21 protein-coding genes are annotated in these 25,024 nt (G+C 67.9%); 10 read left to right on the forward strand and 11 right to left on the reverse strand.

The window, feature by feature from the left end; genetic code table 11:
* Window positions 1–2: 2 nt before the first annotated feature.
* Window positions 3–1,517: an ATP-binding protein gene (locus J2S73_RS16235; RefSeq protein ID WP_306886666.1), complete on the reverse strand. Its 1,515-nt coding sequence runs from the start codon at window positions 1,515–1,517 to the stop codon at window positions 3–5.
* A 346-nt stretch (window positions 1,518–1,863) separates the two neighbouring features.
* On the opposite strand from J2S73_RS16235, the gene msrP reads away from it, so the two are divergent.
* Window positions 1,864–2,871 (forward strand): protein-methionine-sulfoxide reductase catalytic subunit MsrP, encoded by a 1,008-nt coding sequence (gene msrP, locus J2S73_RS16240; RefSeq protein ID WP_306886667.1) that lies wholly within the window; start codon window positions 1,864–1,866, stop codon window positions 2,869–2,871.
* An 83-nt stretch (window positions 2,872–2,954) separates the two neighbouring features.
* Here the strand turns inward: msrP and J2S73_RS16245 are convergent, their stop codons facing one another.
* A complete protein-coding gene (locus J2S73_RS16245) occupies window positions 2,955–3,851 on the reverse strand; it encodes a bifunctional helix-turn-helix domain-containing protein/methylated-DNA--[protein]-cysteine S-methyltransferase (RefSeq protein ID WP_306886668.1) in 897 nt (298 codons plus the stop codon).
* Between the two features lie 88 nt (window positions 3,852–3,939).
* Window positions 3,940–4,455 (reverse strand): DUF2244 domain-containing protein, encoded by a 516-nt coding sequence (locus J2S73_RS16250; protein WP_306886669.1) that lies wholly within the window; start codon window positions 4,453–4,455, stop codon window positions 3,940–3,942.
* A gap of 22 nt (window positions 4,456–4,477) precedes the next feature.
* Between J2S73_RS16250 and nth the strand changes: the two genes are divergently transcribed.
* From nth to J2S73_RS16270, 4 genes are all read left to right on the forward strand, one after another.
* Window positions 4,478–5,236: an endonuclease III gene (nth, locus tag J2S73_RS16255; protein ID WP_306886670.1), complete on the forward strand. Its 759-nt coding sequence runs from the start codon at window positions 4,478–4,480 to the stop codon at window positions 5,234–5,236.
* A gap of 63 nt (window positions 5,237–5,299) precedes the next feature.
* Complete coding sequence (gene otsB, locus J2S73_RS16260; protein ID WP_306886671.1) at window positions 5,300–6,043, forward strand: trehalose-phosphatase; 744 nt, start codon at window positions 5,300–5,302, stop codon at window positions 6,041–6,043.
* The gene (locus tag J2S73_RS16265) at window positions 6,040–7,818 is read left to right on the forward strand and encodes a glycoside hydrolase family 15 protein (protein ID WP_306886672.1); all 1,779 of its coding nucleotides are present in this window, start codon (window positions 6,040–6,042) and stop codon (window positions 7,816–7,818) included. Before otsB ends, J2S73_RS16265 begins: the two co-directional genes overlap by 4 nt.
* Window positions 7,819–7,825: 7 nt before the next feature.
* Window positions 7,826–9,211, forward strand: a complete 1,386-nt coding sequence (locus tag J2S73_RS16270; RefSeq protein ID WP_306886673.1) for an alpha,alpha-trehalose-phosphate synthase (UDP-forming) — start codon at window positions 7,826–7,828, stop codon at window positions 9,209–9,211.
* A 10-nt stretch (window positions 9,212–9,221) separates the two neighbouring features.
* Here the strand turns inward: J2S73_RS16270 and pdeM are convergent, their stop codons facing one another.
* The 6 genes from pdeM to J2S73_RS16300 all read right to left on the reverse strand — a co-directional run bounded on the left by pdeM (window position 9,222) and on the right by J2S73_RS16300 (window position 16,859).
* Window positions 9,222–9,929, reverse strand: coding sequence for a ligase-associated DNA damage response endonuclease PdeM (gene pdeM / locus J2S73_RS16275; RefSeq protein WP_306886674.1), 708 nt, complete (start codon window positions 9,927–9,929; stop codon window positions 9,222–9,224).
* The gene (locus J2S73_RS16280) at window positions 9,926–12,451 is read right to left on the reverse strand and encodes a ligase-associated DNA damage response DEXH box helicase (protein WP_306886675.1); all 2,526 of its coding nucleotides are present in this window, start codon (window positions 12,449–12,451) and stop codon (window positions 9,926–9,928) included. The genes pdeM and J2S73_RS16280 overlap by 4 nt, the downstream gene beginning before the upstream one ends.
* Before the next feature lie 76 nt (window positions 12,452–12,527).
* A complete protein-coding gene (locus tag J2S73_RS16285; RefSeq protein ID WP_306886676.1) occupies window positions 12,528–13,919 on the reverse strand; it encodes an ABC1 kinase family protein in 1,392 nt (463 codons plus the stop codon).
* Between the two features lie 347 nt (window positions 13,920–14,266).
* Window positions 14,267–14,428: a hypothetical protein gene (locus tag J2S73_RS16290; RefSeq protein ID WP_306886677.1), complete on the reverse strand. Its 162-nt coding sequence runs from the start codon at window positions 14,426–14,428 to the stop codon at window positions 14,267–14,269.
* A gap of 43 nt (window positions 14,429–14,471) precedes the next feature.
* Window positions 14,472–14,957 carry a GFA family protein gene (locus J2S73_RS16295; RefSeq protein ID WP_306886678.1) on the reverse strand — a complete coding sequence of 162 codons (486 nt, stop codon included), beginning with the start codon at window positions 14,955–14,957 and terminating at the stop codon, window positions 14,472–14,474.
* A gap of 57 nt (window positions 14,958–15,014) precedes the next feature.
* On the reverse strand, window positions 15,015–16,859 hold the full coding sequence (locus tag J2S73_RS16300; RefSeq protein ID WP_306886679.1) for a M3 family oligoendopeptidase: 1,845 nt from the start codon (window positions 16,857–16,859) through the stop codon (window positions 15,015–15,017).
* Window positions 16,860–17,075: 216 nt separating this feature from the next.
* Between J2S73_RS16300 and J2S73_RS16305 the strand changes: the two genes are divergently transcribed.
* On the forward strand, window positions 17,076–18,710 hold the full coding sequence (locus J2S73_RS16305) for a L,D-transpeptidase family protein (RefSeq protein ID WP_306886680.1): 1,635 nt from the start codon (window positions 17,076–17,078) through the stop codon (window positions 18,708–18,710).
* Window positions 18,711–19,101: 391 nt separating this feature from the next.
* Entirely contained in the window at window positions 19,102–20,817 is a 1,716-nt protein-coding gene (mepK, locus tag J2S73_RS16310; protein ID WP_306886681.1) for a peptidoglycan L,D-endopeptidase MepK, read from the forward strand.
* A 271-nt stretch (window positions 20,818–21,088) separates the two neighbouring features.
* Here the strand turns inward: mepK and J2S73_RS16315 are convergent, their stop codons facing one another.
* The gene (locus J2S73_RS16315) at window positions 21,089–21,379 is read right to left on the reverse strand and encodes a DUF2312 domain-containing protein (RefSeq protein ID WP_306886682.1); all 291 of its coding nucleotides are present in this window, start codon (window positions 21,377–21,379) and stop codon (window positions 21,089–21,091) included.
* A gap of 129 nt (window positions 21,380–21,508) precedes the next feature.
* Window positions 21,509–21,820: a DUF1244 domain-containing protein gene (locus tag J2S73_RS16320; protein WP_306886683.1), complete on the reverse strand. Its 312-nt coding sequence runs from the start codon at window positions 21,818–21,820 to the stop codon at window positions 21,509–21,511.
* A gap of 156 nt (window positions 21,821–21,976) precedes the next feature.
* Between J2S73_RS16320 and J2S73_RS16325 the strand changes: the two genes are divergently transcribed.
* The 3 genes from J2S73_RS16325 to pyk all read left to right on the forward strand — a co-directional run bounded on the left by J2S73_RS16325 (window position 21,977) and on the right by pyk (window position 25,022).
* Window positions 21,977–22,909 (forward strand): DMT family transporter, encoded by a 933-nt coding sequence (locus J2S73_RS16325; protein ID WP_306886684.1) that lies wholly within the window; start codon window positions 21,977–21,979, stop codon window positions 22,907–22,909.
* Window positions 22,910–23,082: 173 nt separating this feature from the next.
* Window positions 23,083–23,589, forward strand: coding sequence for a DUF1036 domain-containing protein (locus J2S73_RS16330; protein ID WP_306886685.1), 507 nt, complete (start codon window positions 23,083–23,085; stop codon window positions 23,587–23,589).
* Window positions 23,586–25,022, forward strand: a complete 1,437-nt coding sequence (pyk, locus tag J2S73_RS16335) for a pyruvate kinase (protein WP_306886686.1) — start codon at window positions 23,586–23,588, stop codon at window positions 25,020–25,022. The genes J2S73_RS16330 and pyk overlap by 4 nt, the downstream gene beginning before the upstream one ends.
* The last annotated feature ends 2 nt before the right edge of the window (window positions 25,023–25,024 follow it).

The raw sequence follows: 25,024 nt of genomic DNA on the forward strand, positions 1-25,024 counted from the left end.
GTCTAACTACTTGATTTAATTAGATTATGAAAATCGGCCTCATCCGCATTCCGCGGCGGCTCCGCTAGCTCGAGCCGGATCGTGAAGGTCGCACCGCGCCCCGGCTGGCTGTGGATCGACAGGCGGCCGCGGTGGCGGGTCAGGATGTGCTTGACGATCGCCAGTCCGAGGCCCGTGCCCTTGTGGGCGCGGCTGACTTCGGCATCCACCCGGTAGAAGCGTTCGGTGAGCCTGGGCAGATGCTCCGAGGGAATGCCCGGCCCCCAGTCGCGCACCGCCACCACCGCCATGTCCGGGCCCGACCGTGCCTCGCGCTCGGCGAAAACCGTGACGCGTTCGCCGCCCGCCCCGTATTTCAGGGCGTTCTCGATCAGGTTGTCGAGCACCTGGACCAGCTCGTCGCGTTCGCCGCGCACCCACAACGGCGCTTCGGCGGCCTCGAACGTCAGCTTGAGCCCGGTGTCCGCCGCGACCGGCTTCAGCGTATCGACGGCGTGGCGTGCGATTTCGGCGATGTCGACCACGTCTTTGGGCCGAACGTGGGCGCGCATCTCGATGTGGGAGAGCGACAGGAGGTCGTCGATCAGCCGCCGCATCCGCTCGGCCTGATCGTGCATGATCTCCAGGAAGCGCTCCCGCGCGGCCGTGTCGTCGCGCGCCGGCCCCTGCAGCGTCTCGATGAAGCCGGTGAGCGAGGCCAGCGGCGTACGCAGCTCGTGGCTGGCGTTGGCCACGAAATCCTCGCGCATCCGCTCCAGCCGCCGCTGTTCGGTCAGGTCGCGGACGAGAACGCAGATATGGTTGCTGAGCCCGGTTTCCTCGTCGTCGTCGCCCTGGGCACCGAGCGGCAGAACATACGCCTCGAACCAGCGCTCGGTCGGTACCTTTTCCGACCAGTGGATGTGGTCGCTGCGGCCTTCGGTGAGGGCGCGGTCGAGCGCCTCAAGGAAGACCGGCACCCGCAGCTTGAAGGACAGCGGATCCCCGATCCGGATGGGCCCCATCTGGTCGGATGCCGTCCTGTTGGCGAACCGGACGAGCCCCTTGCGATCGACGAGAAAACACGGATCCGGGAGCGCATCGATCGCCGCGCGGCTGGCGAGGGAGGGTTCCGCGCGCGCCGATCGGCGGACGCTGCGTTCGGAGCGGATGGTCGGACGCTCTTCGCGCCGGCGCGCCGAGAAGGAGGCGATCGCGATCGCGGCGGTGCCGAGAACCACGGCAACCGTCGGCACGTTCCATGCCCAGGCCGCGGCCGTCAGGACGAGCGCACCCGTGGCCGCGGGCAGCGCCACCGCCACCCAACGACGAACTTCCTCGCCGGGACCGCCGGCCGGCGACGGACGGCCGGCTGGCTCTGACGGCACGCGCATCGATCCCTCCGAGGCCGGCGCCGCTTTCGCGCTCTGCTCTTCACCGCGGTGGCGAGACTGCGCCCCCTCCACGGGAACGCCGACGAGTTCCACGACGTACTCGTCCTGATTCGCCACCTGGCCGGGATTATCCTCTGGCTTCATAGAGTTCACATGACACCTCGGCCTTGGCGCGGCGTTCCGCCACCGCACTCGTCCCGGCCCGTTCCTGTCGAACAGTAGCCCGATGGGCCGGACGAACCCGGCGCGGATCGGGCAGCCGTTGTCAACCGCCTAACGAGTTTTCGGCCGGACAAGGGGTGGTTTGCAAGTCTCAGGGGCGGCTTTCCGGCCGGATCGATGGCGCGCTCCCGTCCGGCTTCCGCGCCCGGCCCCGCGCACGCCATAATGACGAAAGGGTGATTTGTTTGAGATTGTCGTCAGCCGCCACACATAATTGCAGGATCGGGTGCGGCTTGGGGCGCACCTCAATGTGTTTGAGGTCAGGGCCATGTGGATCAGGAAACGCCGGGGCTGGGAGATCGACGAACGGGCTGCGACGCCGGAAAGCGTCTACCTGTCCCGACGCGCGCTGCTGGGTGCGGCCGGGATCGGGGCGGCGGCGGTCGCCATGCCGCGGCCGGCCCACGCCCTCTTCGGGTCGCTGTTCGGCTCCAGCGAGGATCTGGGCAAGACGCTGGACACCTCGTCCGACCCGACCGCGGACCTCTACCCGTTCCCGCGCAACGACGCCTTCACGCTCGAGCGGCCGCTGACCGAGGAGACCGTCTCCGGCAGCTACAACAATTTCTACGAGTTCGGCTCCCACAAGCAGATCTGGCAGGCCGCCCAGGCGCTGCCGACGCGGCCGTGGACCGTCACCATCGACGGCCTGGTCGAAGAGGAGAAGACCGTCGGCATCGACGAGTTGATCCGGGCCATGCCGCTGGAGGAACGGCTCTACCGGCACCGGTGCGTCGAGGCCTGGTCGATGACGGTGCCGTGGTCCGGGTTTCCGATGAAGGCGCTGGTCGACTACGCCCGCCCGCTCGGGTCCGCGAAATATGTGCGCATGGAGACGTTCGAGAACCCGGAAGTCGCCAGCGGCCAGAACCAGAGCTGGTACCCCTGGCCGTACATCGAGGGCGTGACCATGGCGGAGGCGACCAACGAGCTCGCTTTTCTGGTCACCGGCATCTACGGCAAGCCGGCGCCGAAGCAGTTCGGCGCGCCGCTGCGTCTGGCGCTGCCGTGGAAGTACGGGTTCAAGTCGGCCAAGTCGCTGGTGCGGTTCACCTTCACCGAAGAGCGCCCGGTCTCCTTCTGGGAGGAGATCGCCCCCAACGAGTACGGCTTCTGGGCCAACGTGAACCCGGAGGTGCCCCACCGCCGCTGGAGCCAGGCGGAAGAGCGGGTGCTGGGAACCGACGAGACGATCCCGACCCAGCTCTATAACGGCTACGGCGAGTACGTCGCCGGCCTCTACGCCGACAAGGAAGGCGAGAAGCTTTACATGTGAGGCGCGGCGCGGCCACGCATCGGCCGCTCAGTCTTCCGAATGTCCCGGACGGAAAACCGGTCTCCAGCTCACCCCGGATTGCTTTACCCGAACTGTCCGGCCTCCCAGCCGAGGATGGCGCGCTTGCGGGTCAGCCCCCAGTGATAACCGCACAGCCCGCCGGAGCGCCCGAGCACCCGGTGGCACGGCACCACGAAGGAGATCGGGTTGCGGCCGACCGCCGCGCCGACGGCGCGCGCCGCCTTCGGCTTGCCGATGTGGCTGGCCACGTCCGAATAGGTCGATGCCTGGCCGGGACGGATGTTCAGGAGCGTCTCCCAGACCTTCACCTCGAAGTCGGTTCCGATGAGCACCACCCGGACCGGCTGCTCCTTCGACCAGGCCGAGGGATCGAAGATCCGCCGGGCGTGGGGCGCCGTCGCGTCCGGATCCTCCCGGTAATCGGCGTTCGGCCAGCGGCCCGCCATGTCGGCGAAGACCGCCTCCTCCTCGCCCGGATCGGCAAAGGCGAGGCCGGCGAGGCCGTAGTCGGTGACCATCACCAGAGCCCGGCCGAACGGGCAGGCGTGCCAGCCCCAGCGGATCTCGATCCCCGCGCCCCGGTCGCGATAGGCGCCGGGCGGCATCGCCACATGGGTCACGAACAAATCGTGCAGCCGGGCCGGACCGGACAGGCCGGCGTCGTAGGTGGCATCCAGCACGCTCGCCCGCTCCCTGAGCAGCTTCTGGGTATGGTCGAGGGTGACGGCCTGCAGGAACTGCTTCGGGGTCAGTCCGGCCCAGCGGTCGAACACGCGGGTGAGCTGGACCGGCGTCACACCGACGGCTGAAGCGATCTCCGGCACGCTCGGCTGGTCCTGGAAGCGCTCGGTGATGTGGGCGAGCGCGGCACGGACGATCTCGTAGTCCCCGCGCGGCGCTTCGGCGCGGTGCGTGGGGGTCGGGGCATGGCCGGGTCCGGTGGATGCGATATCCAGCATGGCAGGACGTCCTTCTGTTCGGTTCCCGCTCAAGATGGCCTCGTCCGGGTGTCGCGGCGACCCGATTTCGGACACCAGCAGTCGCAGGTCACGCGGGCCGGGCCCGCCCCGAGCGCGCATCCGCCAGCGCGTTGCCGAAGGCCGACGCGAAGCTCTCCCTGTCGTCGGGATTGAGGAAGGCGCCAACGACGAGGCTGCGCCCGTGCGAGGACAGGTCCAGCCGGGTTACGCCCTCGTCGGCGAGCCGGGTGACGGTCAGCCGCGCCCAGGCGGGGTTGAACCGGTGCTCGCGCATTCGGCCGTTCGCCGCCACCTGCTTCACCACGACCTCGGTGAGCGAGACGTGCACCTCCTCGAAGGCACGGCCCGAGCGATAGCTGAGCTTGAAGGCGAGATAGAGCAGCCCGACGTCGGCCAGCATGAAGAGCGCGATCGGCCAGGCGCCGAGCACGTAGAACCGCATGCCGGACCAGAACGCCACCGCGAGCGCGATCAGCATCATCGTGAGGAAGCCGCGGCGGCCGAGCGAGCGGTGCGGCGTGAGCGTCGCGGAAAAGAACGGCGCCTCCGGATCGTTCGGCTCGATTGTGTTGCTCTCGGTCATCGCCCCCAATTATAGAACCGAAATGGCAGATTCGAAGACCTCCAGGCGCACGACGGCCGCCGCCAAGCCGGCAAACTCGGCGCGTGGGGCATCCGGCACCGGCACGACCCGCCGCAAAGCGCTCTCGACCCGGCGAACCTCCTACACGAAGGCGGAAATCGAGGAGATCTTTTCCCGCTTCGCCGCCCGCGACCCGGAGCCGCGGGGCGAGCTTCTCTACGTCAACCCGTTCACGCTTCTGGTCGCGGTCGTGCTGTCCGCCCAGGCGACCGACGTCGGCGTGAACAAGGCGACGCGCGGCCTGTTCGCGGCAGCCTCGACGCCTGCGGAAATGGTCGCCCTCGGCGAGGAGGGCGTCCGCGAACACATCCGCACCATCGGGCTCTACCGGAACAAGGCGAAGAACGTGATCGCGCTGTCCCTGGCGCTGATCGCCGAGCACGGCGGCGAGGTGCCCCACGACCGCGACGCGCTCCAGGCGCTTCCCGGCGTCGGCCGCAAGACCGCCAACGTGGTGCTGAACATCGCCTTCGGCGACCCGACCATCGCCGTCGACACCCACATCTTCCGGATCGCCAACCGGATCGGGCTCGCTCCGGGCAAGACGACGGACGCCGTCGAGGCGCACCTGGAAAAGGTGATTCCGGCCGCCTTCAAGCAGCATGCCCATCACTGGCTGATCCTGCACGGGCGCTATGTCTGCAAGGCGCGCAAGCCCGACTGCACGGCCTGCCTGATCGCCGACATCTGCAAGAGCCCCGAAAAGACGCTTCCCGCCTGAGCCCCTGGCCACGGGGCCCAAGAGGTCGACCCCCGCTCCGGCCTCGACTAAAAAGGGATCATCATGAGCTTACCGCCGATTCCGCCCTCGCCGGCCGTGTTCCTGGACTTCGACGGCACCCTGGTCGGCTTTGCCGACGCGCCGGACGCGATCGAGGTCGATCCGGATCTCGTGGACCTCCTGGGGCGTTTGCGCGGGCGGACCGACGGCGCGCTCGCCGTCGTCACCGGTCGCCGGGTCGATGAGATCGACCGTTTCCTGAAGCCCCTGGTCCTGCCGGTCGCCGGCCTGCACGGCATCGAACGGCGGTCCCACGAGGACGCGGAGATCCTCTCGCTTCCCAGTTCCGAGCAGGTGCGCCGGTTGCGCGACCGGCTGCAGACCATGTCGATTCTCGGAGACGGGGTGAACCTGGAAGACAAGGGCAGCGGCCTGGCCGTCCACTACCGCCTCGCACCCCACGCCGAAGCGGACGTGAAGGCCGCGCTTCGCGATGCCGTCAGCGATCTGGAAGAGCTGCACCTGATCGAAGGCAAGATGGTGGTCGAGGCCAAGCGGAGCGACGTCAACAAGGGCGTCGCGATCGCGGACTTCATGGAGCTGCCGGATTTCCGCAACCGCATCCCGGTCTTTCTCGGCGACGACGTCACCGACGAGGACGGCTTCCATCTGGTGGATCGCCTCGGCGGCGTCACCGTGAAAGTCGGCGACGGGCCCAGCCATGCCCGCTACCGTCTGGCCAACCATCAGGCCGTACTGGACTGGCTCGACCGGATCACGAAATCGGAGACATCGATCGTTCCATGAGTTCCCTGGACCTCGGCCTGATAGGCAACTGTTCGATTTCGGTCCTCATCGACCGCTGGGCCCGGGTTGTGTGGTGGTGCCTGCCGCGCTTCGACGGCGACCCGGTGTTCCACCAGCTGCTCGGCAGCCGGTCCGGCGATCCGGCCGACGGTGCGTTCTCGATCGAAGTCGAAGGACAGGTCCGCACCGAGCAGAGCTACATCACCAACACCGCGATCCTCTCCACCAGGATCTACACCGAGGACGGGTCGTCGGTCGAAATCCTGGATCACGCCCCCCGCTTCGAGGGGCGTGGACGGATGTTCCGGCCGATGCAGTTCGTCCGCCAGATCAAGCCCATCGACGGGCGGCCGCGCATCCGCATCCGGATCCGGCCCGTGTTCGGATGGGCCAGACAGGCCCCGGAAATCACCTCCGGCTCCAACCACATCCGCTATGTCGGCGACGGCATGACCCTGCGCATGACGACCAATGCGCCGGTGACCTACATCCGCAACGAGACGTGGTTCCAGCTCGACCGGGAACTGGCCCTCTTCCTCGGCCCCGACGAGACCCTGACAGACCATCCCGTCAAGATCGCCCACACCTTCGTGGAGAACACCGAAGCCTACTGGCGCGGCTGGTCGCGCCGGCTCGGCCTGCCCCGGGAGTGGCAGGAGGCGGTGATCCGCGCGGCGATCACCTTGAAGATGTGCACCTTCGAGGAGACCGGCGCCATCGTGGCGGCGATCACCACCTCCATTCCCGAGGCGCCGAACTCGGGCCGCACCTGGGATTATCGCTACTGCTGGCTGCGCGACGCGTTCTTCGTGGTCCGCGCCCTCAACGGCCTCTCCGATCTGGAGACGATGGAGAACTATCTCCGCTACATCCAGAACATCATCGCGCTGACCGAGGGCGGCCACGTTCAGCCGGTCTACGGGATCGGGCTGGAGAGCGCGCTGGTGGAAGGCACCGTGGATCTGCCCGGATATCGCGGCATGGGTCCGGTCCGGACCGGCAACCAGGCCTACGAGCACTTCCAGCACGACGTCTACGGCAACATCGTTCTCGGCGCGGCCCAGGCCTTTTTCGACCGGCGCCTGCTGCGTCCCTCCGGTGTCGAGGATTTCCGCCTCCTGGAAAAGATCGGCGAGCGCGCCTACGAGCTGTTCGACAAGCCCGATGCCGGCATGTGGGAACTCAGGACCCGGGCGCGCGTGCACACCTCGTCCAGCCTGATGTGCTGGGCCGCCCTGGACCGCCTCGCCAAGATCGCCAACGAGCTGGGGCTGGATCCGAAGAAGTGGCGGGCCCGGGCCGACGAGGTCCGCGACACGATCCTGGAGCGCTCCTGGAACGAGGAACTCGGCGCCTTCGCGGAGAGTTTCGAGGGCAGCGATCTCGACGCCGGCCTGCTTCTGGCCGCCGAGGTCGGGCTGGTCTCCCCCACCGACCCCCGCTTCGTGTCCACGGTGGACAAGATCGGAGAAGCGCTTCGCCATGGCGACCACCTCTATCGCTACGCGATCGCAGACGATTTCGGCCGGCCTGAAACCGCCTTCAATATTTGTACGTTCTGGTACATAGACGCGCTCGCCCGGATCGGTCGCGTCGAAGAAGCGCGGGAGATCTACGAGTCCATGCTGGCGTGCCGGAACCATCTCGGCCTGTTGTCGGAAGACGTCGACCCGGCCACCGGCGAACTCTGGGGGAATTTTCCGCAGACATATTCTATGGTCGGCATAATCAACGGCGCCATGCGGCTCAGCCGGCGTTGGGACAAGATGGTCTGAGGGAAGAATGGGACGCCTGGTCGTTGTATCGAATCGTGTCGGACCGCTGCAGGACACCGGGCGGGCCGGCGGACTCGCCGTCGCCCTGGTCGATGTTCTGAGAGAACGCGGCGGAGTCTGGTTCGGCTGGTCGGGGAAGATTTCCGAGGAAGGCACCTTCTCGCCGTTGCGCGAACAGAGTTCGGGGAACGTCCGCGTCGCCACGATCGACCTGTCGGAAACCGACTACAACGAGTACTACGCCGGCTATGCAAACCGCTGCCTCTGGCCGACCATGCACTACCGGCTCGACCTGACCGATTTCGACCGGAAGTTCGACGAGGGCTATCGGCGCGTCAACGAGCGCTTCGCGGCACGGCTCAAGCCGCTGCTGGAGCCGGACGACATCATCTGGGTGCACGACTACCATTTCATGCTTCTGGGCGCGCAGCTTCGCGCCATGGGGGTGGAGAACCCGATCGGGTTCTTCCTGCACATCCCCTTCCCGGTGCCCGAGGTGCTCACCGCGCTGCCGAACCATGCCGGGCTGGTGCGTTCGCTGCTTGCCTACGACCTGATCGGCTTCCAGTCCACCCGGGACGCCTCGGCGCTCCGGCGGTATCTGGTCGAGGAGGCGGGCGCCGACGAGACCTCCGACGGGGCGATGCACGTGCTCGGCCGCAAGGTGCATCTGGACGCGTTCCCGATCGGCATCGACGCGGAAACCTTTGCCGGCTATGCAGTCTCAGGCGAGGGTCAGCGCAACTTCCGCCGCCTGAAGACGCTGCTGAACGGCCAGATCCAGATGATCGGCGTCGACCGGATCGACTATTCCAAGGGACTGCCGGAACGCTTCCGCGCGGTCGAGCGCCTGTTCGAGGACTATCCGGAGAACCGCGGGCGGGTGTCGTTCATGCAGGTGGCGCCGCCGTCGCGGTCTGAAGTGCGGGCCTATTCCGACATCCAGCGGACGCTGGAGGGCCTCACCGGGCGCATCAACGGCAAGTTCTCCGACATCGACTGGACGCCGATCTCCTTCCTCACCCAATCGCTGCCCCGGCGCGCGCTGGCCGGCATCTACCGGGCGAGCCTGATCGGCCTCGTCACCCCGCTGCGCGACGGCATGAATCTGGTGGCCAAGGAGTACGTCGCCGCGCAGGATCCGGAAGATCCGGGCGTGCTGGTCCTGTCGCGGTTCGCAGGTGCTGCGGAGGAACTGCGCGAGGCGCTGATCGTCAATCCCTATTCCATCGACGCGATCGCCGAGGCGCTCCAGACCGGCATCCGCATGCCTCAGGACGAGCGCAAGGAGCGCTGGGAACGGCTCTATGGCCGGATCACCAAGACCACCGCCGCCAGCTGGTCCCGCACCTTCATCGAGCGGCTGACCGACGCCGCCGAGCACGGACGCTAAAAACGTCACCTCAGGCCGGCGCGCGTCCCAGCGCATAGACCTGGTCCCTGCCGATCGCGAAGGTCCGGACCTCGCGCCGGGACGGCCACAGCCGGTCGAACGGGGCGGAGCGGATGTCGAGGCCGCCCGTCAGCGCGCCGAAGGCCGGCATCACCGCCCGCCGGCCGCACCCCACGAAGCAGCGGCAGCGCACCGAGCGGCCGCGGCCGGTCACCCGGGCCACCGGATGAAGGTGGCCGGCGATCTCGTTGGTCGCCGGATCGGCTTCCGGTTCGTGGCGGAAGACCACCCCGCCGATCTCGATTTCCGGGGTAACCGTCCCGCCCCAGTCGGTCGGCGGCGCCGGATCGTGGTTCCCGGTCACCCAGACCCACTCCCGCCCTTCGATCAGCCCGGCCAGCACCTCCTGGGCGGAGGCCGGAAGCCGTTCGCCGGCGCTGCGATCGTGGAAGGAATCGCCGAGCGCGATCACCCGGGCCGGAGCGTAGTCCGCGATCACCCGCGCCAGCCGGGCCAGCGTGATGTCGCTGTCATAGGGCGGCAGGAAGGTCCGCCGGCGCGCGAACGAACTCGCCTTCTCCAGATGCAGGTCGGCGACCACCAGCGTGTCCTGGTCCGGCCAGTAGGCCGCGCCCGAGGGATCGAGCACGGCCGCCATCCCGCCGATCTCGACGAGACGATGGGTCCGGACGGTGGTGAGCGGCGCCGCCGCGGTCATGCCATTGCTTCCTCGATCAATGCCTCGCCGGAGTCCGCCAGGATGGATTCGTCGGCCTCTCCGCCGACGGCTTCCTTGCCGATATCGAGCAAAATCGGCACGGCGAGCGGCGAGACCCGGGTCAGGTGTTTATGGACGATTCGCCCGTTGATGCGCGAGAGCATCTCGCCGAGGCGGCCGATGTCCAGCAGCCCCGTGGAGGCGTCGGCCCAGGTCGCCTTGAGCAGAATATGGTCCGGCTCGTGATCGCGCAGCACGTCGTAGACGAGATCGGTCGACACGGTCACCTGCCGGCCGGACTTCTCGGTGCCGGTGTGGCGCTGCTCGATGAGTTGGGAAACCACCGCGCAGGCCCGGAACGTGCGCTTGAGCAGATAGCTCTCCGCCAACCACGCCTCCAGGTCGTCGCCCAGGAGATCCTCCTCGAACAAATCGGACACCGCCATCCGGCCGCGGGCGATCATCGCGCCCATGTCCTCCAGCCCCCAGATCGCCAGCGCGTAGTCGGAGGCAACGAACCCGGTCGGCTTGGCGCCGAGCCGCTCCAGCCGCCGGGTCAGAAGCATGCCGAGCGTCTGGTGGGCGAGCCGCCCCTCGAACGGATAGGCCACCATGTAGTGCCGGTCGGCGCGCGGAAAGGTTTCGACCAGCAGTTCCTCGCGGGTCGGCAGCACCGAGCGCAGCTTCTGCATGGCGAGCCACTCGCCGACCTGGGCCGGCAGCCTATCCCAGCTCCCCTCGTCGGCGAGCAGGCCGCGCACGCCTTCCGCCAGATAGGTGGACAGCGGAAACTTGCCGCCGGCATAGACCGGGATCTTCGGCGTGTCGTCGCGGGCCTTGGTGACCAGCACCTCCTGCTCGCGCATCGCCTCGAACCGGATCACCTGGCCGGCGAACATGAAGGTGTCGCCCGGCGCCATGGTCTCGATGAAATATTCCTCGATCTCCCCGAGGAGCCGGCCGCGGCCGCGCAAGAGCCCGCCCTTGCCCTTCGACACCATCCGGATCTTGACCAGCGGCGCCTCGACGATGGTGCCCACGTTCAGCCGGTAGCGCTGGCCCACGCTCGGATGGGAGAGCCGGTAGCGGCCGTCCTTCGTCTTCCGGATCTTGGCGAAGCGCTCGTAGGCGCGCAGCGCGTAGCCGCCGGTCGCCACGAAATCGACCACCCGGTCGAACGTCGCCCGGTCGAGCGCCCGGTAGGGATAGGCCGTGGTCACCTCGGCGTGGAGCGCCGCCGGATCGAACGGTGCCGAACAGGCCGCCCCCAGCACGTGCTGGGCGAGCACGTCGAGGGCGCCGTCGCGGATCGGCGGCGTGTCCTGGGCGCCCAGATAGTTGGCGTCCAGCGCCGCCCGGCATTCCATCACCTCGAACCGGTTGGCCGGCACCAGCAGCGCCTTGGACGGCTCGTCGAAGCGGTGGTTGGCGCGGCCGATGCGTTGGGCGAGCCGGCTCGCGCCCTTCGGCGCGCCCACGTGAATGACCAGATCGACGTCGCCCCAGTCGATGCCGAGATCGAGCGTCGAGGTGCACACCACCGCCTTCAGCCGGTTGTCGGCCATCGCCGCCTCGACCTTGCGCCGCTGGCCGCGATCCAGCGACCCGTGATGCAGCGCGATCGGCAGCGTGTCCTCGTTGATGCGCCACAGCTCGTGAAACAGCATCTCCGCCTGGCTGCGGGTGTTGACGAACACCAGCGTCGTCTTGTGGGCGCGGATCGCCTCGTAGACCGCCGGCAGCGCCCAGCGCGCCGAATGCCCCGACCACGGAATGCGCTCCTCCGCCTCCACGATGCGGATGTCCGGCTTGGCGCCGCCCGGCACCTCGACGATGTCGGCCATCCGCCTTGTTTCGCCCGACTGCGGCACCAGCCAGGCGCGCAAGCCCTCCGGGTCGGCCACCGTCGCCGACAGGCCCACCGTCCTCAGATCCGGCGCATGCCGCCTGAGCCCGGCCAGCCCCAGCGCCAGGAGATCGCCGCGCTTGGAGGTGACGAGGGCGTGCAGCTCGTCGAGCACCACCGTGGTCAGTTCGGAAAACAGCCGGTCGGCGCGCGGATCGGCCAGAAGCAGCGCGACCTGTTCCGGCGTCGTCAGCAGGATGTCCGGCGGCGACCGTTTCTGGCGCTGGCGGCGGCTGGCGGGCGTGTCGCCGGTCCGGGTCTCCACGGAGACCGGCAGCCCCATTTCCGCGACCGGCGCCTCCAGATTGCGGGCGATGTCGACGGCCAGCGCCTTGAGCGGCGAGATATAGAGCGTATGCGGGCCTTCCCGCGCCACCGGCCGGCGCCGCGTCTGCTTCTCCGCATGAAGCGCCACCAGGCTCGGCAGGAAGCCGGCCAGCGTTTTGCCGGCCCCGGTAGGCGCGATCAGGAGGGCGGATCGGCCCTCGCGCGCCCGGGCGAGCAGCTCCAGCTGATGCGGCCGGGGCGTCCAGCCGCGCGACAGGAACCAGCCGGCGAACGGCTCGGGCAGGATCGCCTCATCAGCGGAAACGGGCGCATCGGTGCGGGCGGTCACGAGCCTTGCCCAGAACGGAACGGAAACATCGACCCATTCCAACCCCGGATCGGGCCGCGATGCAAGGCGCGATCGCTCACGCCGCCCGGTGCCACTCCGGTTCCGGCAGTCCGGCTTCCGCCAGTGCCGCCTTCTGGCGGGCGGCGATGCCGTCTTCGTCGACGCCGGCGATCGCCGACTGAAAGAGTTCGTAGAAGTTCAGCTCGGCATCGAGGTGCAGGAACACCGCGCCCAGCCCGATCGCGGCGCGGTCCATGAACACGAACTCGCGCGGCACCGTCACCGGCCCCTTTTCCTTCAGCGCCTGATGCACCGAGAACGCCTCGCGGCGGCCGTAATCGCCGGGCTTGGTGCCGTCGGCGATGGTGCGCACCCGGTCGTCCAGAAGCGGGCCGTAAATGAAGCGCGCCCAGATGTTGAGGACGTCGATCAGGTCGTTGGACAGGCCCTTGAAGCCCCAGCGCTCGTAGGCCGCCACGATCCGGTCGCGGTCGTCGTTGGCGAGCCCGTGATAGAGCTCCAGCACGCCGGAGATGAAGGCCGGCGGGAAGATCCGGATGCAGCCATAGTCGAGCAGGTTGATGCCGGCCGGCCTGCCCTCTTCCTCGTAGACCGAATAGTTGCCGAGATGCGGATCGCCGTGGATCACGCCAACCCGGGCGAACGGCCGCCACCAGGCGCGAAACAGCGTCTCGGCCAGCCGGTTGCGGTCTTCGAGCGAATGGTCCCGGAACTCCAGAAGCCGGCGCCCATCGAGCCAGGTCAGCGTCAGGAGGCGTCGGGTCGAGAGTTCGTCATGCACGTCGGGCACGTTGATGCCGGGCTCCTCGGACAGGACCGACTTGTAGAGCCGCGCCGAGCGGGCCTCGCGCTTGTAGTCCAGCTCTTCGCGCAGGCGCTCGCCGATCTCCTCGGCGATCTGGCTGGTGTCGAGGGCGGGGCGCATACGGCGGTGGATGGAGAAGATCCACGACAGCTGCTTCAGGTCCGCCTCGACGGCGGAATCCATATCCGGATACTGCAGCTTGCAGGCAAGCCGCGTGCCCTCGTGGGAGACGGCCCGATGCACCTGGCCGAGGGAGGCGGCCGCCGCCGGCTCGTGCTCGAAGGAGGCGAACTTCGATTTCCAGTCGGCGCCGAGTTCCGCCGCCATCCGGCGCTTCACGAAGGCCCAGCCCATCGGCGGCGCGTCCGACTGCAGGGTGGACAGCTCCGCCGCATATTCCGGCGGCAGCGCATCGGGGATCGTGGACAGGAGCTGGGCCACCTTCATCAGCGGGCCCTTGAGGTTGCCCAGCGCGGCGGCCAGTTCGCCGGCGTGCTCGCCGCGCTCCAGATCCATGCCGAAGAAGCGCGCGCCGATCATCTTGGCGGCGACGCCCGACATGCCGGTCCCGACCCGGGCATAGCGCGCCGCCCGCCCGGAAAACCTGTTGCGCTCGCTGTCCGATCGCCCGTCAGTCGCCATGGTCGTCCGCCTTTGCGAAGAGAGTGCAGCCGACTATCTAGCCTTTCCGCGCGGGAAGGCCAGAGCGAACCCGATCTGTCCGATCGACGCAGGGGAAGTGCTCTCGTGCCTGATCCCTCACGCCGAGTGCGCTTGCGCGCACCGGCTCCGGGAGGGCGGCCTCCGGCCGGCGGACGGTCGTCCGCTGGTGGGATGGAGGCCGGTAGGCGGAAGCTGTTTCACACCGGGGCGCCAGTCACCAACCTGCGCACGGGACGGAAAACCGGTTCCCACTTTTCTTGGGATTTCCTTATTTCCAGCCGCAGGTTCCGGGCGGAAAAGTGGGACCCACTTTTCCTGAACCTGCTCTACCGTCGCATCATCATCAGGCCGCCGATCACGATGGCGAGCGCGGCGAGAAAGATCAGAAGCACGACCATCGCGGCCGCGCCGATGATCGCGCCCAGGGTCTTCCAGAAGCCCACGGTGGCGATCAGGATGATCAGGATAAGAAAGAAAATCAGCGGCATCTGAGGCCCTCCTCGCGGTTCCGGACAGTCTGATGTAGCGGGATCATGAGACCGGTCTCGGCCCCTCGCTGGCAAACCGCTTGGCGATGGCCGGCCAGATGTCCATGTCCGGAAAGCGCTCGAACGAGATTGTCGCCCCGGTCTGAACGCCCGGCAGGCGCTCCGCGGTCTGGGTCTCCACGAACGGCAGCACCCATGAGGGATCGTCGAGCATCGGCGCCCGCATGTTCATGAAGCCCATTTCCGTCAGGTCGGTGTAGATCCAGGACAGGCAGTGCGGGCAGAACATGTGCCTGAGCGGCCCCTCCTTGAGGCCGCCGCGCACCGGCTCGGCCCCGCTCACCTGAAAACCGTTCACAGGGATCGCGACGCTGAGCGAATAGGCGCCGCCCGTCATCCGCTGACAGCCGCGACAGTGGCATGCCGTGGTCAGGATCGGCGGCGCGCTGACCGTCATCGCCACCTGACCGCACCGGCAGTGCGCCGCAAGAGGCAGGCCCCAGCCCCGCTCGCCGCTCGCATCGTCCATTGCCCCGCCCCTTCTGTCCGCTGTCGACCGCGTTCGGCCCGGTGAGGCCCCCTGCAGTCAGCCCTTTTCCTGTTCCAGCTCGTCGATCATGCGCTCGATCACGCCGAGCCCCTTCTGCCAGAAGGACGGGTCCCGTGCATCAAGCCCGAACGGAGCCAGGAGTTCCGAATGGTGCTTGGTGCCGCCGGCGCGCAGCATGTCGAAATACCGGTCCTGGAAGCCGGATTCCGCGTTCTCATAGACCGCGTAGAGCGAATTCACCAGACAGTCGCCGAACGCATAGGCGTAGACATAGAACGGCGAATGGATGAAGTGGGGAATGTAGGTCCAGTAGGTCTCGTAGCCGTCGGCGAGCCGGATCGCCGGGCCGAGGCTCTCGCGCTGGACGTCGAGCCAGATCTCGCCGATCCGGTCGGACGTGAGTTCGCCGTCGCGACGCTCCAGATGGACCCGGCGCTCGAAGGTGTAGAAGGCGATCTGCCGGACCACCGTGTTCAGCATGTCCTCGACCTTGGCCGCGAGCATGGTGCGTCGGCGCTCCGGAGTCGGGGCGGACGCGAGCAGGTTCTGGAAGGTCAGCATCTCGCCGAACACGCTGGCCGTCTCCGCCAGCGTCAGCGGCGTCGGCGCCATCAGCGCACCGTTAGGGGCCGCGAGCAGCTGGTGCACGCCGTGGCCGAGTTCGTGGGCGAGCGTCATCACGTCCCGGGTGCGGCCCTGATAGTTGACCAGCACGTACGGGTGCACGCTCGGCACGGTCGGATGGGCGAACGCGCCGGGCGCCTTGCCCGGCCGGGGCGGGGCGTCGATCCAGCCATTCTCGAAGAAGCGCTCGGCGAGCGCGGCCATGTCGGGCGAGAAGCTGCCATAGGCAGTCAGCACCTGGTCGCGCGCCTCGGTCCACGGAATGATGCGGTCGTCGGCATCCGGCAGCGGCGCATTGCGGTCCCAGTATTCAAGCTGGTCCTTGCCGAGCCACTTGGCCTTCATCGCGTAGTAGCGGTGGGACAGGCGCGGGTAGGCGTCCTGAACCGCCGAGACCATCGCGTCCACCACCTCGCGCTCGACGCGGTTCGCCAGATGGCGGGAATCAGCCACGTCCTCGAAGGACCGCCACCGGTCGGAGATCTCCTTGTCCTTGGCCAGCGTGTTGGTGATCAGCGTGAACGTCCGCAGGTTCTCGCCGAAGACGCCGGCCAGCGCCGTTGCAGCCTCCTTGCGCACGGCCTCCGACGAATCCTGAAGCTTGTTCAGCGCCTGTTCCAGCGTCATCGTCTCGCCGCCGACGGTGACGGAGAGCGCCGCCATCGTCTCGTCGAACAGCCGGTTGAAGGCGCCGCGCGACGTCACCGATTTCTCGTGGAAGAGCTGCTCCAGCCGGTCCTCCAGCTGGTGCGGACGCTCCTTGCGGACGTCCTCGATCCAGGGCCGGTAATGGGCGAGCGCCGGATCGGCCAGGGCGCTCTCCATCAGCGCCTCGTCGATATTGTTCAGCTCGAGCTGGAAGAAGAGCAGATGCGAGGTCGCGGCCGTCAGCTTGTCCTGAACGTCGCCGTAGAACTTGCCCCGGACCGGATCGGTCGTGTCGCCGGCATAGACCAGCCCGGCATAGGAGAAGATCCGCCCTAGGCGTTCGTCGATGGCCTCGTAGGCCGCCACGATCGCCGCCAGCGCCGCGCCGCCGTTCTGGCCGGCCGCGATGTCGCCGAGCTTGCCCTTGTAGGCCTCCTCGAACGCCGCGCAGTCGGCGGCGATGGACACCAGATCCTCCCGCACCTCCGCGGAATCGATCGACGGATAGAGATCGGAGAGATCCCATTCCGGGAGCCGCCCGGTTTCGCCAGCGGCGGCGGCGCCGGCGCGCTCGGTGTCGGCAAGCGGATGGAGGTCCGTGAACGTCATCTGCGAGATCCCTCAAAGCTTGGTCGGTGAGCCGATAGCACGCCCGCCCGGCACTGTCCCGGATCGAAAGACCGATCGGACCGGCGCGGCAGGAAGGCCACAGGCTCACAAAGAACTGACCGTGGGACACCGGTATGGCGTCTCATGGTGGTTGCTAGTTGTTCACTCCTTCGGCCCTATTCAATGAGCGAATCGCGGTTCGAATGGAGTGGTGGGATGCGAGCGGTCCTTTTTGCCAGTTTCGTGGCCATGCTGGCGCTCGGCGGGGGCACCGCCTCCGCGTTGCCGGCTGTGCCGGCGGATCCGGCTGACGCATCCAAGATCCCGGCCGCAAGCGAACGCCCAGTGCCGTCCCGTTCCGCACTGCAGATGGCGCTGGAGACCCGACTGCTGGGTTCGGAAAGCGCGGACCTCGGATTCCATGACGCGCTCGTCGCCTTTTACGAGGACCGCGATTTCCGCCCGGTGTGGGTCGCCGAAGACGCGCTGACGCCCGAGGCGGTCGCCGTCCGCGCCCGGCTGGCCGCGGCTACCGAGGACGGCCTCGACCCGGACACCTACCGGATCTCGGAGCCCATGCTGGACACGGGGCCGCATCCGGCCGCGCCGGATCTCGCCGCAACCGAGCTGTCGCTTTCCCGGGCCGTGATGGCCTTTGCCCGCGACGCCCAGTCCGGCCGGGTCGATCCGAAACGGATCTCCTCCATCATCACCATCCAGCCGCCGGTGCCCGATCCGCTGGTCTCGCTGAAGCGCGTGGCATCGGCCAGCGATCCCGCCGCCGCCCTGGAGGCGTTCAATCCGCCGCACCCGGAGTTCAAGGCGCTGAAGGCCGCGCTGGCGGCCGAACGCGCCTCGTCGGCCGAGCAGCCGCTCCCGGTCCCGCGGGGCCGCAACCTGCGCCTCGGCGACACGGACGACCGGGTGGGCCTCCTGCGCCACCGGCTGGGCGTGACGCTCCACCGCGGCAGCGACGTCGCCGTCTACGATGCCGATCTGGTCGAGGCGGTGAAGGCCTACCAGAAGGAGCATGGCCTGCGTCCGGACGGCATCGTCGGCCCGAACACGCTGGCGGTCCTGAACCGCGGGCTGGAGCGCGACCTGGAGACCGACATCCTGGTCAACATGGAGCGCTGGCGCTGGATGCCGCGCGAACTCGGCGCGTCCCACGTCTTCGTCAACATTCCCGAATATCAGGTCCGCATCCGCCGCGACGGGGTCACCGCCTATCAGGGCCGGGTGATCGTCGGAAAGCCGGGCAATTCCACGCCGATCTTCTCCGACGAGATCGAGCACATCGTGGTCAACCCGTACTGGAACGTGCCCTACTCGATCGCCAAGAACGAGATGCTCTCCAGCATCCAGAAGAACCCGTCGGGCTATTTCGCCAAGCGCGGCTACGAAGCGGTCTACAAGGGTCGGGTGGTGAACCCGAGTTCGGTCTCCTGGACGCCACAGATGCTGCGTCAGGTGCGCATCCGCCAGAAGCCCGGCCGCGGCAACGCGCTCGGCACGGTCAAGTTCATGTTCCCGAACCAGCACGCCGTCTACCTGCACGACACGTCCAGCCCGCGCCTGTTCGAGCGCGGCACCCGCGCCCTCAGCCACGGATGCGTGCGCGTCGACCAGCCGTTCGCGTTCGCCGACGCGCTTCTGGCCGAGGAGCCCCACTGGAACGGCAGCCAGCTGAAGCGCCTCGTCGGCGGCGGCGAACGCTACGTCAATCTGGAGCGGCACATCCCGGTCCATCTCGCCTATTTCACCCTCCAGGCCGACGCGGACGGGACCCTGGACCGCTTCGTGGACGTCTACGGCTATGACCGGCGGGTGGCGGCGCAGCTCAAGGACTGAGCCGGCTATCCGCGCAAGATCCGGGCAAGCTTTCGCAGCTAATCCCCAACGCTGACGCGGATCCGGACGCTCCCTGCCTTCAGGCGGGACGCGCGTTCGCAGGCGCGCGTCACAAAATGGCCCCGTTCGCGACGGAAGAGCGGCATACGGGAGGCGGCACGGTCGAGGCGACGTCGTGCCCGCTCGGCCAGCGCGGGATACCGACCGTCCGATCTTTTCACCGGACGAACAATACGGTAAATCCTCTTTTAACCCGTTCCGCCCTAATGCAAGGGTTCGGGATTGTAGCTGTCGCCTTCAAGCCAAGGACTGCATCTTGCAGCAGCGATCGAACGGGATCTTTCCGGCCTTGCTCAACCGCATTCGGCGCTTGCCCAGTTGGCGCGCGGCGGTGACGGCGGCCGTCCTTGCATCGGCGGTTCTCGCCGCTCCGGGTCCGGCCGCGGCGTTCGGCGAACGCTCGCTCGACCTTTATTTCACCCACACCGGCGAGAAGCTGAAGATCACCTACAAGCGCAACGGGCGGTACATCCCGTCGGCGCTGAAGGAGCTGAACCGCTTCCTGCGCGACTGGCGCCGCAACGAGTCCATCGACATGGACCCGGAGCTGTTCGATCTCCTGTGGGAGATCCAGAACGAGGTCGGCCGCGGCAAGACGATCCACGTCGTGTCCGCCTACCGCTCTCCGGCCACCAACAACATGCTCCGCTCGCGCTCGCGGGGCGTGGCCAAGTTCAGCCAGCATATGGCCGGCAAGGCGACCGACTTCTACATTCCCGGCGTCTCGACCGCCGACATCCGCAAGGCGGCCTTCAAGAAGCAGATCGGCGGCGTCGGCTACTATCCGACGTCCCGCACGCCGTTCGTCCACCTGGATACCGGCAGCGTCCGCTCCTGGCCCCGCATGACGCGCACCCAGCTTCTGGCCCTCTTCCCGGACGGAAAGACCGTGCACCTGCCCAGCGACGGCAAGCCGCTTCAGGGCTACGAAGTCGCCAAGGCCGAACTCGAAGCCCGCGACCGCCGTGGCCGCACCCAGGTCGCGTCGAGCTCCGGCGGCGGTCTCGGCGGCCTGTTCGGCGGCGGCGATCGCCGGCGCAGCGCGCCGGAGCGGCCGGAGGCCGGGTCGGGCAAGAACATCATCACCGCGCTTCTCAGCCGCGACGACGACGATGTCGAGGACAGCGTCGAGCGCCAGCTTTCGGCCGAGGAACGGGCCCGCCCGGTGCGGCAGACCTCCTCGAACCTTCCCGGCGTGAACCTGACGGCGCCGACCAACGACAAGCCGAAGCCCGCGGCCACGGCGGCACCGGCCACGGCGAAAGCCGAACCCGAAGCCGCGCCCAGCGCGCCGCCGCCGCTGCCCGCCACCCGGCCCGAAGTCGCAGCCCCCGCCGACGCGGCGACGCCGGACGCACCCGACGCGCCGATCGCCCCGGCTGTCCCGAAGGCGGCGCCCGAACCGGCTGCCGAGCCCACACCCGAGGCGGTTCTGGTTGCAGCCCTGCCCAAACCGCGCCCGGCCGACGTGATCACGCTGGCCTCGGCCACCCAGGCCGCTCCGGTCGAGGAAACCGCGCCTGCCACACCGGATGCCCCGGTCGTGGGCGGAACCGCGGCCGATGCGGAAGCCGCCGTCGCCTCGCTGCGCGCGAGCCTCAGTGCCGGCTCCAACGGATCCGACGACGTTCCTGTGTTCGGTTATGCGGATGGCTCAGTAGATCCGGAGACGGGCGACAACGTGCTGACCGCCACCGCGGCCCTCGTCGGGGAAAGCGGCGACGCGCCGAGCCTGTCGACCGACACGACCACCGTCGCGACCGAGACGATCGGAACCGATCTCTCGCCGACGGTCGATCCGACCGCCACCTTCTTCGGTCCGCCCGACCGCTCCGACTCCCGCTTCCTGGTGGGCGGCACGAGCATGCGGACCATGGAGTTCGCGTGGCTCTCCCATCCGCATCAGGGCAAGGTCGGGATGATCACCGCGGCGCGGGCCCCGATGGGCGGAAGCGGAGCGCTCGGCGATCGGGTCGACGGATGGCGCACCGACCGGTTCGAGGGCGTGCCGCACGTCTACATCACCCAGGCCTACGCCACGCAGTAGAGCCGTTCCTGCCCGGACGGGACCATCTCATCCGGACGGTCAGAAACGGCTCCAGGTTCGGTCCCGGTGGACTGACGTGAGCAAGCCCGCTCCGGTCACGAGGGATCGGCTTCAACGGGACATGCTGCTCGCGCACGTCCCGCCGAGGTGGAAACGGGTGGGCCGTCCGGACATGCGCCAAAACAAAGAGTGAAAGCCGACCGGCGTCTTGGAGCCTTTTCCGATCAGGTGGGGAAACACCTGATCGTTACGAAATGGCGCCAGAGGCTGCTCAGGCCGCCGACGAGGTCTCGGCCTGGTCGTCCTCGATGGCGGGCCGCGCCATACCGAGGGCGTGCATGTAGAGATCGAGCAGCGCTTCCTGCTCCTGGCGCTCGGCCGAATCCTGCTTCCTGAGCCGGACCACCTGACGCATGATCTTGGTGTCGTAGCCGTTGGCCTTCGCCTCGGCGTAGACGTCCTTGATGTCGTCGGCGATCGTCTGCTTCTCTTCCTCGAGTTTCTCGATGCGCTCGACGAAGGCGCGCAACTGATCGGCGGCAACTCCACCCGGCTGGCTCATGGTCCGGAATCCTTTCTGATCGGTCGCGTCCAAAAGGGGCGCGTTCCCTGCCCCAGACATAAGGCATGGTCAAGGCGCACGAAACTGCCGCGGCGCTTGTCCACAGCCCGCGTGGGCCCGGACGCAGCTCTATCCGTGCTTCGTCGTCGCCCCGAAGGCCTTTTGCTGGTCTTCGCTGGCCGGCGTCTGATAGCGCGCCTTCCAGTCGTCGTAGGGCATGCCATAGACGCGCTCGCGCGCGGCGTCCTTCTCGACGTCCAGCCCGCGCTCCTGGGCCGCGTCCTGATACCAGTTGGACAGACAGTTCCGGCAGAACCCGGCCAGGTTCATCAGGTCGATGTTCTGCACGTCCGTGCGCGTGCGCAGATGATCCACCAGCCGCCGGAAAACCGCAGCCTCGAGTTCGGTCCGGGTGGCCGCGTCGATCTGTTTCTCGTCCATCTCGGTTCTCCTGCTTGAGGGTGTCTGGCCTTGCCCAGCATTCACTGTTCCACATAGGTGACGCATCCCGCAAAAGGAACGGCCTCTTGCTCCGCGCCATGCAGCCTCCTACCAGTCGGGATGCATGAACACGCGCCTCAGCCCAGTTCCCGTCCCATGACCATCACGCCGCCCTCCAGCCCGGCGGACACCGCGCCGCGGATCGTCCTCGCCCTCGTGTGCCTGGTCGCCGGCGCCGTTGCGATGGGCGTGTCGCCGGTTTTCGTGCGTAACGCCGATGTGGGACCGTTCACCAGCGCCTTCTGGCGCGTGGCCCTGTCGCTCCCGGTGCTATGGCTCTGGGCTCGCCTCGAAGCCCGAAACCGCCCGGCCGACGCCGCGCCTCAGGGCTGGTCCTGGCCCGTGGTGCTGACTGGCCTCTTCTTCGCGGGCGACCTCCTGTTCTGGCATCTCGCCATCGTGCATACGACGGTCGCCAACGCCACGTTCCTGGCCACGATGGCGCCGGTCTGGGTCATCCTCGCGTCCGGTCTGGTGATCCGCGAACCGGTCGGGCGCGAATCCGTCATCGGACTGGGTCTTTGCCTGGTCGGCGCAGCCCTCCTGATCGGGATGAGCTACAGCCTCGCCCCGGGGCGGGTCGACGGCGACATCTACGGCGTCGTCACGTCGATGTTCTTCGGCGCCTATTTCCTGTCCGTGCGGGTCGCGCGCCGCACGGTCTCTCCGGGCTTCCTCATGTTCCGGAGCGGCATCGTCACGGCTGCGGTTCTCCTGATCGCCGCCGTCGGTCTGGAAGGTCAGTTCCTTCCGGGTTCCGCCACCGGCATCGCAGCGCTGCTGGCGCTGGCGCTCGTCTCCCATGCGGGCGGACAGGGCCTGCTCTCGTTCTCCCTCGGCCACCTGACGGCGGCGTTCTCCTCCCTGGTGATCTTTCTGGAGGCTCTCGCTGCGGCGCTGGCCGGCTGGGTCTTTCTCGGCGAGGCATTGTCCTTGCATCAGGCCGCTGGTGGAGCCGCCATTCTGGCCGGCATCTGGCTCGCGCGGCCGCGCACGGGAAGGCCTCGCGGCAGCGTCGCCCCAAAATAGCCGCACTCGGAAGAAAGGGATTGTTAACCGTCATGGGGGCACTGTTCGATGCGTCCGCATCGATCCTTTCGGCCGTTCCAACACACCGTTTGGATCACCCCTCCAATGCTGGGGGACAACGGGAGGCTGCGTTGACATTCGCGAGCGGAGCCCTCATGAAAACGAAGCGGCCAATGACCGGTCGAAGCGATGCGACTACAAAATCGGGGTTCGTCAATCGCGACATGCGGTGCACTGCACGATATATTTCCTCCGCCCTTCTGTTCGCTCTGGCGCTTCTGGTAGCGCCGCTCGCGCTTTCGGCGCCAGCTTCCGCGGACCTTCGCCTCTGCAACAAGACCGACGCTCAGGTGGGCGTCGCTGTCGGCTACAAGAGTGACGAGAACTGGGTCAGCGAAGGCTGGTGGAACCTGCCGGCACAGAGCTGCGAAGTTCTGCTGGAGGGCCGTCTCAGCGCCCGCTACTATTACCTTTATGCGCTCGATTACGCCCAGGGCGGCGAATGGAGCGGCCAGGCGTTCATGTGCACCCGCGAGAAAGAGTTCACGATCACCGGTATTGAGGACTGCCTCGCGCGCGGCTATGAACGAACCGGTTTCGTCGAGATAGACACCGGCGAGCAGGCCTCCTGGACCGTCCATCTGACCGAGCGCACCCGGTCCGGGATCGGTGGTCGATGAGGCGGTCACGCCGCACCAAGATCCTCGCCACTCTCGGCCCTTCCTCGTCCGACCCGTCCACGATCGAAGCCCTGTTCCGCGCAGGCGCCGACGTCTTCCGAATCAACATGAGCCACACCGACCACGCGGGCATGCGGGGTCTGGTGACGGCGATCCGCACCGTCGAAGACGCGGTCGGTCGGCCGATCGGCATTCTCGCCGATCTGCAGGGGCCGAAGCTGCGCCTCGGCGTGTTTTCGAACGGCAAGATCGAGCTTGAGGAAGGCGACCTTTTTCATCTCGATTCCGATTCAGCGCCCGGCGACGGCGGACGGGTGCAACTGCCCCATCCGGAAATCCTCGAGGCGCTCCAGCCCGGCCACCGGCTTCTCATCGATGACGGCCGCGTCAAGCTGACGGTCGAGGAGATGACCAGCAACGGGGTCAGCGCCCGGGTCGACGTGGGCGGCACGATCTCCGACCGCAAGGGCGTCAGCGTCCCCGACACCACGCTTGCGCTCAGCGCCATGACGGAGAAGGACCGGCGCGACCTGGACGCGGCGCTCGAGGCCAAGGTCGACTGGGTGGCGCTGTCCTTCATCCAGCGGCCCGACGATCTGGCGGAGGTCCGCAAGATCGCCCGCGGCCGCGTGGGCGTGATGGCCAAGATCGAGAAGCCCCAGGCGATCGAGCGGCTCGAGGACATTATCGAGCTGTCTGACGCGCTGATGGTGGCGCGCGGCGATCTCGGCGTGGAGATGCCGGTCGAGAAGGTGCCCGGCCTCCAGAAGAGGATCACCCGGGCCGCCCGCAAGGCCGGCAAGCCCGTGGTCGTCGCCACCCAGATGCTGGAAAGCATGATCACCGCGCCGACACCGACGCGGGCGGAAGTTTCCGACGTCGCGACGGCGGTCTTCGAGGGCGCTGACGCGGTCATGCTGTCGGCAGAATCGGCGGCCGGAAAATACCCGATCGAGGCCGTCACGACGATGGACCGCATCGCCTACGAGGTCGAGCGGGACGATCACTACATGTCGATCATCGCCGGCCAGCGCTCCGCCCCGGAGGCGACCGGCGCCGACGCCATCGCGGCGGCGGCCCGCCAGATCGCCGAAACCCTGAACCTGTCGGCCATCGTCTGCTACACCTCGTCCGGCGCGACCGCCCTGCGGGTGGCACGCGAGCGCCCCTCCGCCCCGCTGGTCGTGGTGAGCCCGGTGCGGACCACCGCCCGCCGGCTCGCTCTTGCCTGGGGCCTTCATTGCGTCGTCAGCCCGGATGCGCGGGACGTGGACGACATGGTCGACCGCGCCTGCAGCGTTGCCTTCGCCGAGAAGTTCGCGCGCCCTGGACAACGGCTCCTGACCATCGCGGGCAGCCCCTTCGGAACACCCGGCGCCACCAACCTTCTGCGCGTCGCCTACGTGAGCGACGACGGCCGCGGCGGAACCTGACC

Source organism: Amorphus orientalis (assembly GCF_030814015.1).
Taxonomy (GTDB): Bacteria; Pseudomonadota; Alphaproteobacteria; order Rhizobiales; family Amorphaceae; genus Amorphus; species Amorphus orientalis.